Here is a 13,820-nt window from a genome sequence, read left to right on the forward strand (position 1 = left end):
TCGCGCGACGCTGTCGGTGCGGACGGGCAGAGTGCTCGGTGTGACGGTGGACACGGATACGGCAGGTTCTCGGCGGGCACGCGCGTCCGAGGGTTCCGAGCACGAGGGCCTGGTCGGCGTGGAGGACTCGGACATCCCGCAGTGGATCAAGATCGAGGAACAGCTGGTCGCCGCGGGGTTGTGGCGCATCGCCGCCGCGGCCGCCCGGATGGCGGCGGTCGTCGCCCGGTGGTCGTGGCGCTCGGCACCGGGGCTGACCGCGCTGGCCACCCTCGCGCAGCTGGCGTCCGGGGTGGCGACCGCGGGCGGGCTGCTGGCGACCGCGAGCGTGTTCACCCGCCTGCTGGAGCAGGGGCCGACCCCCGACCGGGTGGTGGCGGCGCTGCCCGCGCTGGCCTGGGTGGTCGGCGCGCACGCGGCAGGCGCGCTGCTCAGCACCGGGGCCGGGGCGCTGCAGTCGGCGTTGGCGCCGCAGCTGGAGCGGATGGCGGCCGACGAGCTCTACGCCGCCGTGATCGGCGTCGACCTGGTCGCGTTCGACGACGCCGAGTTCGCCGAGCTGGTCGAGAACGCCTCCGGGAACGCGCTGCACCAGCTCCGGCAGGCCGCCACGATCGTCGGAGACCTGTTGGCCTCGCTGGTGTCGATGGGCGCCGCCGTGGTCACCGCCGCGCTGCTGCACCCGGCGCTGGGCCCGCTGGTGCTCGCCACCGCCGTGCCGCAGGGTTGGGCGAACATCACCGCCGCGAAGATCGCCTACGAGCACTTCCTGCGGATGATGTCGCGCGCCCGGCGGCTGTCGATCACCGGCGGGCTGATCACCGACCGCACCGACGCCGCCGAGGTCAGGGCGTTCACCACCCAGCCCGTGCTGCTGGCCGAGCACCGGCGCATCGCCACCGCGCTGGCCCGCGAGGCGATGAGGGCCGAGCACCGCAAGACCTGGGTCCGGCTGGTCGGGCGCACCCTGGGCGGGGTCGGCACCGGCGCCGCCTACGTCGTGCTCGGCGTGCTGATCTACATCGGCGCGCTGCCGCTCGCGCTGGCCGGGGCCGCCGCGCTGGCCATGCGCACCGCCTCGACCGCCGTGGCCAACACCGTCTACATCAGCAACCGGCTGTTCGAGACCAGCCTCTACCACGACCTCTACCAGGCCTGCCTGACCGGCGCCCGGGCCCGCACCCGCCGCCACCCACCGGCCACCGCGGTGCCGCGAGCCCCCGCGCTGGACGGATGGGCGCCGTCGTTGATCGAGGTCCGGGACGTGACGTTCAGCTATCCCGACCAGGCCCGGCCCGCGCTGGCCGACATCACGCTGACCCTGCGCGCCGGCGAGGTGGTCGCGCTGGTCGGGGAGAACGGGTCGGGCAAGTCGACGCTGGCCAGGCTGCTCACCGGCCTCTACCTGCCGGACCGGGGCACGATCGGCTGGGACGGCGTGGACATCGCCACCGTCGCGCCCGCCGAGCTGCAGTCCCGGGTCGCGATGGTCATGCAGGGCCCCACCCGGTGGCCGATGACCGCCGCGAACAACGTGCGCATCGGCCGCATCGAGGCCGACGACCCGGACGGCCGGCGCCTGGCCGGCGCGACCACCCGGTCCGGCGCGGACGCCGTGCTGGCCGAGCTGCCCGACGGCCCGGACACCATGCTCTCCCGCCGCTTCCGCACCGGCCGCGACCTGTCCGGCGGCCAATGGCAGCGCATCGCGGTCGCGCGCGGCCTCTACCGCGACGCGGCGCTGGTCATCGCCGACGAGCCGACCGCCGCCCTGGACGCCCGCGCCGAGCACGCCGTGTTCACCACGCTGCGCGAGCTGCCCCGCACCGAGTCCGCGACGCCGCGCGAACGGATCACCGTGCTCATCACCCACCGGCTGGCCAACGTCCGCCACGCCGACCAGATAGTCGTCCTCGACCAGGGCCGTGTGGAGGCCGTCGGCGAGCACCAGGAGCTCATGGCCCGCCCCGGCACCTACCGCGACCTGTACACCCTGCAGTCCCGCGCCTACCGCGACGGCCACGGCTGAGCGCGCGGGTCAGAACACCGCGGCCTCGCGGGCCAGCGCGCCCTCGGCGAACCGGCCGAGCCGCAGCGCCGACAGGTCGCGGGCGTCGGCGCGGCCGAGCATCCAGCGGGCGGCGTGGTCGCCGATCACCGGGGCCTGCATGAAGCCGTGCCCGGAGAAGCCGACCAGGTTCCACCAGCCGGGCACCTCGCACGGCCCGACGATGGCGTGGTCGTCGGGCGTCATCTCGCGCAGCCCGCACCAGCCGCTACGGATCTCCGCGTCGGCCAGCCAGGGAACGCGGTGCACCAGCGCGCTGATCACGCCGTCGGCCAGCTCCCAGCGGACGGTGGGCTCCTCGCTGGGCGGGGTGTCCCTGTCGTTGCCACCGACGATGCCGCCGTGCACCTCCGGGTGGACGTACGCGCCGCTGGCGAGGTCCACGGTGAGCGGCAGGTCCGGGGTGAGCCGGCGCAGCGGGCCGATGCCGAACGCCTGCCGGGGACGCGGCTCGACGGGCAGGTCCAGGCCGACCAGCGCGCCCACCCGCCGCGCCCACGGCCCCGCCGCGTTGACCACCGTCCCCGCCGGGTAGGTGCGGTCGGCGGTGACGACGCCGGTCACCGCGCCGTCGCCGTCCCGCCGGATGCCGACCGCCCTGGTGTGCTGCTCGATCCGCACCCCACGCCGGCGGGCCTGCCGGGCGAACGCGGCGACCGCGTCGGCCGGCGAGCCGGAGCCGTCGGTGGGGCAGTAGGCGCCGCCGCGCAGGTCGGCGGCGTTGATGCCGGGCACGATCTCACCCAGGTCGGACGGCTCGACCAGGCGCGCGTCGATGCCCAGCCGCCGCTGCATCGCGACGGTCCGCTCGAACTGGGCGCGGTGCTCGGCGGACTTCAGCAGGAACAGGTAGCCGTGCTGGCGGAAGTCGAACGGCTCGCCGACGCGGTCGGCGAAGTGCGCGTAGTAGTCGACGGCCTCGTGGGCGAGGTCGGCGTTGACCTCGCTGGAGAACTGCTGCCTGATGCCGCCGGTCGCCTTGGCGGTGGACCCCTCGCCGATCAGGCCGGCCTCCAGCACCGTCACCTCGGTCATCCCGTAGTGCGCGAGGTGGAACGCCAGCGAACAGCCGATGATCCCGCCGCCGATGATGACGATCGGGCCCGTCATGCGCTCACCCCCGCGTGCAGCCAGCCGATCAGCGACGTCGCGTCCCACACCGGGCGCCCGGTCGCGGCCCGCACCGCGCCCGCGTACGGCGGCAGGTTGGTGCATTCGAACACGAACGCGCCGATCGCGGTGTCCGACTCCACGACACCGCGCGCCGCCGCGACGACCTCTGCTTCCGCGCGCGCCGGATCGAGGTGGTCGATCTTCTCCATGATGGCCGGGAAGAAGTGGTCGGTGTGCTCCAGCCCGGCGACGACCACCCGGTCCAGGTGCGCCGCGGTGACGCCGACGGCGTGGAAGTGCGCCTCGGTCAGGGTCGCCGCGTTGACCGTCAGCACGCACAGGCGCTGGTCGCGGCGCAGGGTCTGCAGCACCAGCGGGACCTGCAACAGGCTCGACGTGGCCACCGGGACGGCCGTGTCGTCGGCCAGCTCGCGCTGGACGATCGCCAGGAACCCGCAGCAGGTGGTGATCGCGCGGGCACCGGCGTCGACGAGCTGGCGCGCCACCGCGCGGGCGCCGCCCAGCAGCCCGTCGGCGGCCCGCTCGACCACAAGCGCGGTGTCCGCGCCCGGGACCACCCGGTACGCCACCGGGAAGTCGAACGTCTGCGCGTTGCCGACGTCGCCGAGCGGTCGCGGGATGTTGTTGTCCAGCATCAGGATTCCGACGTCGCCCACTACAACTCCAGCTCCTTCTTCCGGGTCTCGGACAGCAGCGCCACCGCGACCAGCGACACGATCGCGCCCGCGGCCAGGTAGACGGACACGCCCTTGGCCGAGCCGGTGGCGTTGACCAGCGCGGCGGCCACCACCGCGGCGGGCGCGCCGGCGATCACGCTGGACGCCTGGTAGGCCAGCGACGAGCCGGTGTAGCGCAGCCGGGCCGGGAACTGCTCGGCGTACACGCTGCCGTTGAGCGCGGCGGTCGGCGCGTGCCCGATGCCCAGGCCGACCAGCACCGCCAGCACGATCACCGCCGAGGACCTCGTGTCCAGCATCCAGAAGAACGGGAACGCGAACAGCCCCATGAACGCGGTGCCGATCGCGTACACCGGCCGGCGGCCGATCCGGTCGGACAGCCGCGCCCAGAACGGGATCGTGATCAGCTCCAGCGCCGCGCCGGCCAGCACCCCGGTCAGCCCCCAGCCGCGCGGCAGCCCGAGCTGGTCGGTGACGTACACCAGCACGTACACGGTGAACAGGTAGTAGGCGATGGTGGCGCCGAACTGCACGAAGATCAGCAGGACGACCGGGCGCAGCGCGGTGCGCAGCACCTCGCTGATCGGCAGCCGCTCCTGCTCGTCGCGCGCCTCCAGCGCCCGGAACTGCGGGGTCTCCGCGAGCCGGGCCCGCACCCACAGCCCGACCACCACCAGCACCCCGCTGCACAGGAACGGCACCCGCCAGCCCCAGGCGAGGAACTGATCGCCCGGCAGCAGCGCGAACAGCGCCACCATGCCCGCCGAGCCGAGCTGCCCGGCCGGCACCCCCATCTGCATCGACGAGGCGTACAGGCCGCGCCGGGCGGTCGGCGCGCTCTCCACCACGACCACCGCCGCGCCGCCCCACTCGCCGCCCAGCGCGACGCCCTGCACCATGCGCAGGATCACCAGCAGCACCGGCGCGGCCGCGCCGATCGCGTTCGCGGTGGGCAGGCAGCCGATCAGGAACGACCCGCCGCCCATCAGCAGCAGCGTGAGCACCAGCATCTGCTTGCGCCCGACCCGGTCGCCGAAGTGCCCGAAGACGACCCCGCCCAGCGGCCGGAACAGGAACGACACGCCGAAGCTGGCCAGCGACACCACAGTCGCGACCCCGCCGGGCATGCCCTGGAAGAACAGCTTCGGAAACACCAGCGCCGCCGCGCTGCCGTAGAGGAAGTAGTCGTACCACTCCATCGACGTCCCGAGGAACCCGGACAGCGCGGCCCGCCGCGCCTGGCCCGGGGGCGCGTGCGTCGCTCCTTCGGTGGTGGGCAAGGCGTCGGTCATCGGGTACCTCCCAGGCCGGTCCCTCGGCGCTGCGGGACCTGGATGCGGGACAGTATGCTTTTCTGTATACAGAAGGTCAATCCTCTCTCGATGTGCTCGCGGAGGGATCGCTGATGAACACGGGAACCGCGGCGGAGCTGGTCGGCACGCCGACCGACACGATCACCGGGCGCGGCGCCGACCTGCTGGTGGAGTCGCTGGTGCGGGCCGGCGTGCGGGAGCTGTTCGGGCTGCCCGGCGACACCGGGGTGGTGCTCTACGACGCGCTGCACCGCCGTGCCGGGGACATCCGGCACGTGCTGGCCCGCGACGAGCGGCACGCCGCGTACATGGCCGACGCGTACGCCCGGGTCACCGGCAGGGCCGGGGTGGTCGAGGTGTCCTCCGGCGGCGGCGTCACGTACGTGGTCGGCGGGCTGGGCGAGGCGCTCGCGGCCGGGGTGCCGCTGCTGGTGATCACCAGCGACATCCACACCGGCTCCCGGGGCGGCGGGGCGCTCACCGAGATCGACCAGCCGGCGCTGTTCGCGGCGGTCACCAAGCGGACGTTCGTGGTGACCGACGCCGCCGAGATCCCCGGCGCCGTCGAGGACGCACTGCGCGCGGCCACCTCCGGCCGGCCCGGGCCGGTCGCGGTGATCGTCCCCGAGGACGTACTGGACGAGAAGGCGACCGCCGAGCTGTCCCCGCCTCGTGACCGGCTGGCCGCCCCCGCCGTGCGGCGGCCGGCCGCCGACGTGAGCCCCGCCGTGCGGGCGCTGGAGTCGGCCCGCCGGCCGGCGCTGCTGGTCGGCGGCGGGGCGCACTTCTCGCGGTGCTACGCCGGCATCGCCGCGCTCGCCGACCGGCTCGGCGCCGGGGTGGCCACCACCATCCACGGCAAGGGCGCGATCGCCGACGACAGCCCGTGGGCGCTCGGGGTGGCCGGCAACAACGGCGGGTCCGCGCTGGCCAACGAGTACCTCGCCGCCTCGGACGTGGTGCTGGTGGTCGGTTCCCGCGCGAACGCCACCGACACCGACTCGTTCACCGCGCCGCCCCGCTCCGCCACCGTGATCGCGGTCGACGTCGACCCGTCCCGGGTGCTGCGCAACTACCCCGACGCGCTACCGCTCGCCGGCGACGCCGCGACCGTGCTCGACCAGATCCTCACTGACCTGTCCATTGTGGACACCGGTGCGACGCGGCGGGACGACATCGCCGCGCGCCGCGCGCGGACCACGCCAGAGACGCCGGCCGTGGCCCCGCCCGGCACGCTCCCGGTCGGCGAGGTGATCGCCGCGCTCGCCGACGTCATTGCCGACGCCGACCCGATCGTGGTGGTCGACCCGGGCGCGCCCACCCCGGCCGTGGCCGACGGCTGGCCGGTGCGGGAGGCCGGCAGGCGGATCGTCGTACCCCGAGGTCACGGCCCGATGGGCTACGCGATCCCGGCCGCGGTCGGCGCGGCGGTCGCCCGCCCGGGCCGCCCGGTGCTCGCGCTGACCGCGGACGGCAGCTTCGCGATGAGCTGCGGCGAGCTGGAGACCATCGCCCGGCTCGGGCTGCCGGTCATCGCGGTGCAGCTGACCAACCACAGCCTCGGCTGGATCAAGATGTTGCAACACCTGTACCAGGACCGGCGGTACTTCGGGGTGGATCCCGGCCCGATCGACGCGGTCGCGGTGGCCCGGGCGTGCGGCCTGTCCGCCGCCAGGCCGGAGTCCGTGGCCGACCTGCGCGAGCGGGTACGGACCGCGCTGCGCGAAAATACCGCGCTGTACCTGGACGTCGAGGTCCCGCACATGATCGACGCGGTGCCTCAGGTGCCGGCCTGGCACCGCGCGCTGTCCGGCGACCGCACCCGCCCCGTGTACTAGAAACCGGATCATGAAAGAAGCCACGGCGCCACCCCTGGGCAGCACCGCCTACCAGCGGCTGCGCTGGGACATCGTGCACGGCGTGCTGCGCCCGAACGAGGCGCTGATCGAGGGGGAGCTGTCCGAGCGGCTGGGCATCTCCCGCACCCCCGTGCGGGAGAGCCTGCAACGCCTCGCCGACGACGGCCTGATCGTGATGCGCCGGCGCCGCTGGTACGTCTACGAGCACACCGCCGAGGAGATCAAGGAGATCTACGAGATCAGGGCCGCACAGGAGGGGTTCGCCGCCCGGCTGGCCTGCCAGCGCGCCACCGACGAGCAGATCGCCGAGATCGCCGCCGCCGCGGCCGAGGTGGACAGGTCCGGCGCCGACGACTGGGTCGCCGCGAACGACGACTTCCACGAGCTGATCAACGCGGCGTGCGGGAACCGGCGGCTGGTCGAGCTGATCGGCAAGTCGCGGCTGTTCCACTTCAACCGCCGCCTGGCCAACGGCTACTCCCCCGACCAACGGGCCAGGTCCGCCGCCCAGCACCGAGCCATCGTGGCCGCCTTCACCGCCCGCGACCCGGCCGCCGCCGAGGCGCTGGTGCGCGAGCACGTGCTCGACGCCGCCGACATCGCCGCCCGGATCATCGGCTTGGTTCGGTGAGCCGAGCGCGGGTGACAACGACCTTGGTGGCGGGCGCGAGCATTGCCCTCGGGGCGTCTTCCCAGTCCGCGAGCACTCCCGTCACCAGCTCGGGGCGCAGGCTCCCGGTGGCCACGGCGGCGAGCACGGCGGGAAGTTCCGCTCGCGCGTTGGCGAGCCCGGTGGCCACCGTGCCCTGGCGGACGTAGAGCTCCCACATGGGCACCCGGGTACCCGCCGTGAAGTAGATGGCCACCGAGGTGCAGATCCCGCCCGGGGCAAGGCTGCGTGTCGCGTACGCCAGCGCGCCCCGTTCGCCGTTGGCGTCGACCACCACCGGGTAGTCGCCCCGGCGAGCCGGCATCCGGCGCCAGGAGGCCGCGCGTTCCACGGGGCGGGCGCCGAGTCGCCGCGCGATCTCGAGGCGTTCCGGGTCGGTGTCGAGGTAGTCCACCGATCCCGCGCCCAGGGCCACGGCGCTCGCCGCGGCGTACAGCCCCACGCTCTTCGCCCGACCGCCGAGCACCAGCACCGGCGCCGACGGCCAGCGGCGAAGCGGTCCGGCGACCGCCCGCCAGCCGTCCGGGATGTTGTCGGCGGCGCTGGCCAGGGTCACCGGTTCGACGTCCGGCGGAATGGGCAGCAACATGTGGTCGGCGTGGGGAACCCGGAGGCGGTCGGTCATCGTCCCGCCCCAGCCGCCGGTCGCCGCGCCGAGCCCGTACATCGACACGGGCGTGCGCCTGTCGGTGGTGCACGACGCCGTCAGCCCGCGCGAGCACGCCCGGCAGCCGCCGCACGAGACCTGGAACGGAACGACGACGACGTCACCGCGACGCACCGAGCGGACCTCGCCGCCGACCTCGAGGACCTCGGCCACGCACTCGTGACCGAACGGGAACGGGCCGGTGAAGGGCCTGCGGCCCAGATCGCCGAGCAGGCGCCGGTCAACGATCCCGGCCGCGTGCGCGAGTCGCAGCGGCCGGCCCAGGTCATGGCGGAGGAACGCATCGTCAAGATCACACCGGGCGACGGCGATGGGCCGAACGATCGCGTCCGTCCCGACCGTCACGCCGATGTCGGGCGCCTCGGCCCAGTCGAGCGTTCCCTTGCGCACGTACAGGAGGGTTCGCACGACAGCAGTCAAGCAGCTCGCGCCGTCACGGGCTCATGAGCCGTCCCGGGCGCGCAGCTCGGCGCGCCGGACCTTGCCGGTCGCCGAGCGCGGCAGCTCGTCGACGAACTCGACGTGTCGCGGGTAGGCGAACCGGGAGTACCGCTCGCGGGCGAAGCGCTGGATCTCCTCGGCCAGGCTCGCGTCCGGCCGGTGGCCGTCGGCCAGCTCCAGCCACGCCTTGACCGCCTGCCCGCGCACCGGGTCGGGCACGCCCACCACGGCGGCGTCGGCCACCGCCGGGTGCGCCCGCAGCGCCGACTCCACCTCGTACGGCCCCACCCGGTAACCCGACGTCTTGATCACGTCGTCGGTGCGGCCGAGGAACCAGAAGTAGCCGTCGGCGTCGGTCACGGCCTGGTCGCTGGTCCGGTACCAGTCGCCGCCGAAGTCCCGGCGGGCGTCCTCCGGGCGGTTCCAGTAGCCGAGCGGGAACTGCGGGTTGGACCGCGCGCGCAGGCAGATCTCCCCCGGCTCGCCCACCGGGACCGGCCGCCCGTCGGGGTCGAGCAGGGCGACGTCCCAGCCCGGCAGCGGCCGGCCCACCGAGCCGTCGCGCACCGCGACGTTCGGGAAGTTGCCCAGCAGCGGGTACGACTCGGTCGAACCGTAGTAGTCCAGTGGTGTGCTCCCGAACTGCGCGCGGAACCAGGCGATCAGGTCGGTGGTCAGCGGTTCGTTCGAGGAGCACACCGTGCGCAGTGCCTGCGGGTAGCGGGCGCCCGCGTCGGGCACCTCGGCCATGGTCTTGCGCAGGAACGTCGGGTTGACCAGCGCGGTGGTCACGCGGTTGCGGGACATGGATGCCAGCAGCCCGGCCGGGTCGAACCCGCCCTCGGGCCGGTACACCAGCTGGGTCGCCCCGGCGCGCAGCGGCCCGAGCAGCTTGGCCATCGACCACGCCCAGTCACCGGCCCCGTGGAACACGTCGCCCGGGCGCAGGTCGTGGCAGTAGCGGAACTCGTTGTGGCCCAGCAGCGTCCGGTGCGCGTGCACGATGCCCTTGGCCGCGCCGGTGGTGCCCGAGGTGTAGAAGATCAGCGCCGGGTCGTCGGCGGCCGTGTCCACCGTCGCGAACCTCGGCTCCGCCGCCCCGATCGCCGGGTCGTCCACGTCGACCACCCTGCCGTCGAACCCGCCGGCCCGGTCCAGCCCGGACGGCTCGGCGACCAGCACCGACACCCCCGCATCGGCCAGCCGGTAGCGGATCGGTTCGTCCGCCCACAGCAGCGACATCGTCACCAGGATCGCCCCGGTGCGCAGCACGCCCAGGTAGGTCGCGGGGGTGTCCGGGCGCTGCGGCAGCAGCACCGCGACCCGGTCGCCCGGGCGGACCCCCAGCCGCCACAGGTGGCTCGCCACCCGCAGCGAGCGGTCGCGCACCTCGCCCCAGCCGACCTCCCGGTGCGCGCCGGTGTGGTCCTCGTAGATCAGCGCGGTCGCCGAGTCGGAGTGCCGGTCGGCGACGTCGGCGGCCATGTTGTAGCGCGCGGGCACCACCCACCGGTGTTCGGCGCGCATCCGCTCGTACGGATCGCTCATCGCTCGCCGCCGGCCAGGAAGCGAACCATCTCCCGCTGCGGTTCGCCGGTGGCGTAGGCGTCGGTGTGGATCCGTTTCGCCGCGGTGATCGCGTCCGCCAGCGCGGCGTCGTCCAGCTCGCGCAGCCGGCGCTTGGTCAGCGCCACCGCGCCCGGCGGCAGCGCGGCCAGCTCGCGCGCGGTGGCGACCGCCTCGGGCAGCACCTCGGGCTCGGGCACCAGGCGGGTGAGCAGGCCCAGCCGCTGCGCCTCGGCGCCGTCCACCAGCTCGGCGGTCAGCGCGAACTCGGTGGTCTTGGCCCGGCCCAGGACGTCCCACATCGCCCAGATTCCGGTGATGCTGGGAATCCCGGAGCGCACCTCGGGCTGCCCCATCCGCACCCCGGCGTGGCCGATGCGCAGGTCGGTGAGCAGCACGAACTGGAACCCCGATCCCGCCACCACGCCGTTGACCGCGGCGACGGTCGGCTTGTCCAGCGCGCGCACCGCCCGGTACAGCCGGTCGAAGTCGTCGATCCACGCCTCGGCGGCGGCGTGGTCGGACGGGTCGATCGTCGCGGTCTCGGCCAGGTCCTGCCCGGCGCAGAACGCGCGCCCGGCGCCGGTGATCACCACCGCGCGGCAGGTCGGGTCGGCGTCCAGGCCGGCGAGGGCGTCGACCAGCCGGTCGCGCATCGCGCCGGTCCACGCGTTGAGCTTGTCCGGTCGGTTCAGGGTGACGACGGCGACCTCGCCGTCTCGGTCCAGCAGCACGGTGTCTGTCACGGGTTGAATGCAAACACCGGCCCCACTGGCACCGCCAACACCAACTGCGACAGGGCGCGATATCAGGTCGATATGGAGGGATATCCACGTTCCTGGCGCGAGGGCGGGCCGGAGGCTCGTCCGAGCGGCGGGATCAGGCGGTTTGATCGCCGAAGGCGATTCGTGGATATCCCTCCAACCAAGAATCATGGTGGCGCATGGAGATCCGGCACCTGCGGTACTTCGTCGTGGTCGCCGAGGAGCTGCACTTCGGCCGTGCCGCGCAACGCCTGCACATGGCGCAGCCGCCGCTGTCCCAACGCATCCGCGACCTGGAGCGGGAGCTGAGCGTGCGGCTGTTCGACCGGGGCCGGCGCGGCGTGCGGCTCACCGAGGCGGGCGCGCTGCTGCTCGCGCACGCGCGGCCGGTGTTGGACGGCGTGGAGTCCGCGCGGGAGGCCATCCGCCGGATCCGCCCCGGCGCCGAGGGCGTGCTGCGCGCGGGGGTCCCGCCGGACACCGTCCCGGACACCCTGCGCACGCTGGCCGCCGCGTTCGCCCGCGAGGCCCCGGACGTCCTGCTCGAACTGCACGAGCTGACCACCGAGGAGCAGATCGCCCGGCTGCGCGAGGGCGAGCTGGACGTCGGCGTCATCCGCCATCCCGCCGACTCGGTGGGCCTGGCGTCCGGGCCGGTGATGTCCTGCCCGCTGGGCGTCGTGCTACCGGCCGCCCACCCCGCCGCCGAGGCGCCCACCGTCCGGCTCGCCGACCTGGACGGATCCCCGCTGGTGATCTTCCAGCGGGCGATGGCGCCCCGGCTCTACGACCACATCCTCACCATCTGCCGGGACAACGGCTTCCTGCCCGGCGCGATCCGGCACGCCCGCAACCCCCAGTTCACCCACGGGCTGCTGCTCGCCGGCCTGGGCGTGCACCTGAACTCCGAGCCGCGCCGCGCGCTGCCCGACGGCCTGGTCTGGCGGCCGATCGACGAGGACCGCCTGGCCTGGCGCAGCTCGGTGGTCTGGGTGCCCAGCCACGCCTCGGACGTGCTGCGCGCGTTCGGCGACGCCGCGCTGGCCGGCCTGCGCGCCGGCGGTCACGTCACGGTGGGCTCCGCGCGGCGCGGCCCGATCACGCCGATGCCGCCCAGGTCCAGGTAGCCGGCGTCAGGCAGCGGCCCCAGCACCAGGTCGGTGGTGCCGATCCGGTACCGGCCGTCGACCTCCGGCACTCCCAGGGCGGTGAAGAACGCCCGCGCGCCGGCGACGTCCGTGGACTCCACCCACAGCTCCGCCAGCCCTCGGACGCCGTTGGGGTGCGACGGAGCCGGTCCCGCGCCCGGCCAGTCGCGGCCCGGGTCCTGCCACTGGATGAGGAACGGCCACCACACCAGGTACTGGTTCCCGAACGGCACCGCCAGCCGCCACCGCACCGCGCGCCCGTCGCCGCCCTCCCGGCGCATCGGGAACGGCCCGGTGACGGCCACCCCGGCCCGGGCCAGCCGCCCGACCGCCGCGTCCAGGTCGGCGGTGGCCAGCGCGTACGCGACGAGACCGGAACCGCCGCCGGCCAGGAACCGGACCAGCTCACCCCGCCCGGCCCGCCGCGCCTCGGCCGGATCCGCCACCGTGATCAGCTCCAGGTAGCAGCCGTCCAGCGCGATCAGCGCGTTGCGGGTGCCCTTGCCCGGATGCCGGCCGCCCGCGCCGACCACGAAGCCCAGCTCGTCCCGATAGCGCCGCACCGCGGCGGGCAGGTCGGGCACGGCGATCACCAGATGGTCAACTGCCGGGTACACACCCGCCAAGGTAACGTCACACATCGCTGCGGTGAACCGGCACAGCGGCCGGCGGACAGTGAGGTCTTGGAGGGCTCGAGGCGTGATCGACTCCACCTACTGCCGGCGCGGCGAGGGCTCGCCGCTGGTGCTGCTGCACAGCCTCGGCGAGCGGTGGCAGATCTGGCTCCCGGTGATCGACCGGCTGTCGAAGTTCCACGAGGTGATGGCCGTCGACCTGCCCCGCTTCGGCCGCTCCCCCGTCCCGTACACGACCACCGAGGACGGCATCCGCGCGTTCGGTGTGCGCTCGCTGCAACGGATCTTCGACCACCTCGGGGTGAGCCGGCCGCACGTGGCCGGCAACGGCCTGGGTGGCATGCTCGCCATCGCCGCCGCCACCACCGGGATGGTGTCCTCGGCGACCGCGCTGTCCCCCACCGGCTTCTGGACGCCCGCCCAGCGCTGGTGGGTGGTCACACACCTGCGCCTGTTCCGCTGGGCGGCCCGCGCCTGCCTGGCCACCGCTCACCCGCTCGCGCGCTACCGCCTGGTGCGCAACCTGGTCATGTCGCGGCTGTGCCAGCACCCCAGGCGCGTCGAGCGGGCCGAGGCGCTGGCCAACCTCGCCGCGATCCGGGACACGCCCGCGTTCGACGAGGCCATCGCGAGCACCCGCCGGTTCAGTTGGCGCAGCGACCAGCAACCGCTCGTGCCCCTCACCGTGGCGTGGGGGCGGCGCGACAAGATGATCTCGGCCCGGCACCAGGCCAACGCCGCCCGGCTGCTGCCCGAGGCGCACCTGGAGCGGCTCGCCCGGTGCGGGCACCTGGCCATGTACGACGATCCCGAGCTGGTCGCCGACGTCATCCTGCGCACCTGCGAACGAGCCGGCTGACCAGCTTTTGCGCCGGCGC

At 74.3% G+C, this 13,820-nt stretch carries 12 protein-coding genes; 5 read left to right on the plus strand and 7 right to left on the minus strand.

Annotation, left to right across the window (positions count from 1 at the left end; all coding sequences use genetic code 11):
• The first annotated feature begins 40 nt into the window (after positions 1-40).
• Positions 41-2,029 (plus strand): ABC transporter ATP-binding protein, encoded by a 1,989-nt coding sequence (locus N912_RS0108340; RefSeq protein ID WP_245645203.1) that lies wholly within the window; start codon positions 41-43, stop codon positions 2,027-2,029.
• Between the two features lie 9 nt (positions 2,030-2,038).
• Here the strand turns inward: N912_RS0108340 and N912_RS0108345 are convergent, their stop codons facing one another.
• The 3 genes from N912_RS0108345 to N912_RS0108355 are packed head-to-tail and all read right to left on the minus strand — an operon-like array spanning position 2,039 to position 5,171.
• Complete coding sequence (locus N912_RS0108345) at positions 2,039-3,178, minus strand: NAD(P)/FAD-dependent oxidoreductase (protein WP_028922087.1); 1,140 nt, start codon at positions 3,176-3,178, stop codon at positions 2,039-2,041.
• Entirely contained in the window at positions 3,175-3,858 is a 684-nt protein-coding gene (locus tag N912_RS50320) for an aspartate/glutamate racemase family protein (protein WP_064745175.1), read from the minus strand. Before N912_RS50320 ends, N912_RS0108345 begins: the two co-directional genes overlap by 4 nt.
• The gene (locus tag N912_RS0108355; protein ID WP_051579831.1) at positions 3,858-5,171 is read right to left on the minus strand and encodes an MFS transporter; all 1,314 of its coding nucleotides are present in this window, start codon (positions 5,169-5,171) and stop codon (positions 3,858-3,860) included. The genes N912_RS50320 and N912_RS0108355 overlap by 1 nt, the downstream gene beginning before the upstream one ends.
• Before the next feature lie 113 nt (positions 5,172-5,284).
• Here N912_RS0108355 and N912_RS50325 point away from each other — a divergent pair, with 113 nt between their 5' ends.
• The gene (locus N912_RS50325; RefSeq protein ID WP_156993263.1) at positions 5,285-7,030 is read left to right on the plus strand and encodes a thiamine pyrophosphate-binding protein; all 1,746 of its coding nucleotides are present in this window, start codon (positions 5,285-5,287) and stop codon (positions 7,028-7,030) included.
• 10 nt (positions 7,031-7,040) lie between these two features.
• Positions 7,041-7,682: a GntR family transcriptional regulator gene (locus tag N912_RS0108365; protein ID WP_028922089.1), complete on the plus strand. Its 642-nt coding sequence runs from the start codon at positions 7,041-7,043 to the stop codon at positions 7,680-7,682.
• Here N912_RS0108365 and N912_RS0108370 read toward each other — a convergent pair.
• Genes N912_RS0108370 through N912_RS0108380 form a run of 3 tightly spaced genes read right to left on the minus strand, consistent with a single transcriptional unit; the run spans position 7,663 to position 11,141 of the window.
• Positions 7,663-8,796 (minus strand): alcohol dehydrogenase catalytic domain-containing protein, encoded by a 1,134-nt coding sequence (locus N912_RS0108370; RefSeq protein ID WP_028922090.1) that lies wholly within the window; start codon positions 8,794-8,796, stop codon positions 7,663-7,665. The two genes, N912_RS0108365 and N912_RS0108370, sit on opposite strands and share 20 nt — an antisense overlap.
• A gap of 33 nt (positions 8,797-8,829) precedes the next feature.
• A complete protein-coding gene (locus N912_RS0108375) occupies positions 8,830-10,377 on the minus strand; it encodes an acetate--CoA ligase (RefSeq protein WP_028922091.1) in 1,548 nt (515 codons plus the stop codon).
• Positions 10,374-11,141, minus strand: a complete 768-nt coding sequence (locus N912_RS0108380; RefSeq protein ID WP_028922092.1) for an enoyl-CoA hydratase/isomerase family protein — start codon at positions 11,139-11,141, stop codon at positions 10,374-10,376. The genes N912_RS0108375 and N912_RS0108380 overlap by 4 nt, the downstream gene beginning before the upstream one ends.
• A gap of 197 nt (positions 11,142-11,338) precedes the next feature.
• Between N912_RS0108380 and N912_RS50330 the strand changes: the two genes are divergently transcribed.
• The gene (locus N912_RS50330; RefSeq protein WP_051579833.1) at positions 11,339-12,286 is read left to right on the plus strand and encodes a LysR family transcriptional regulator; all 948 of its coding nucleotides are present in this window, start codon (positions 11,339-11,341) and stop codon (positions 12,284-12,286) included.
• On the opposite strand, the gene N912_RS60055 is transcribed toward N912_RS50330, so the two are convergent.
• Positions 12,223-12,924 carry a VOC family protein gene (locus N912_RS60055; RefSeq protein ID WP_169747833.1) on the minus strand — a complete coding sequence of 234 codons (702 nt, stop codon included), beginning with the start codon at positions 12,922-12,924 and terminating at the stop codon, positions 12,223-12,225. The genes N912_RS50330 and N912_RS60055 overlap by 64 nt on opposite strands.
• A gap of 82 nt (positions 12,925-13,006) precedes the next feature.
• Here N912_RS60055 and N912_RS0108395 point away from each other — a divergent pair, with 82 nt between their 5' ends.
• A complete protein-coding gene (locus tag N912_RS0108395; RefSeq protein WP_051579835.1) occupies positions 13,007-13,801 on the plus strand; it encodes an alpha/beta fold hydrolase in 795 nt (264 codons plus the stop codon).
• Positions 13,802-13,820: the final 19 nt, after the last annotated feature.

The sequence above is a fragment of the Actinospineispora acaciae DSM 45401 genome, assembly GCF_000620785.1.
Lineage (GTDB): Bacteria > Actinomycetota > Actinomycetes > Mycobacteriales > Pseudonocardiaceae > Pseudonocardia > Pseudonocardia acaciae.

What these genes read in the sequence shown, in the direction of transcription:
- N912_RS0108345 (WP_028922087.1), bottom strand. Translation starts at nt 3,178, where the DNA reads ATGACGGGCCCGATCGTCATCATCGGCGGCGGGATCATCGGCTGTTCG.
- N912_RS0108355 (WP_051579831.1), bottom strand. Translation starts at nt 5,171, where the DNA reads ATGACCGACGCCTTGCCCACCACCGAAGGAGCGACGCACGCGCCCCCG.
- N912_RS50325 (WP_156993263.1), top strand. Translation starts at nt 5,285, where the DNA reads ATGAACACGGGAACCGCGGCGGAGCTGGTCGGCACGCCGACCGACACG.
- N912_RS0108365 (WP_028922089.1), top strand. Translation starts at nt 7,041, where the DNA reads ATGAAAGAAGCCACGGCGCCACCCCTGGGCAGCACCGCCTACCAGCGG.
- N912_RS0108375 (WP_028922091.1), bottom strand. Translation starts at nt 10,377, where the DNA reads ATGAGCGATCCGTACGAGCGGATGCGCGCCGAACACCGGTGGGTGGTG.
- N912_RS50330 (WP_051579833.1), top strand. Translation starts at nt 11,339, where the DNA reads ATGGAGATCCGGCACCTGCGGTACTTCGTCGTGGTCGCCGAGGAGCTG.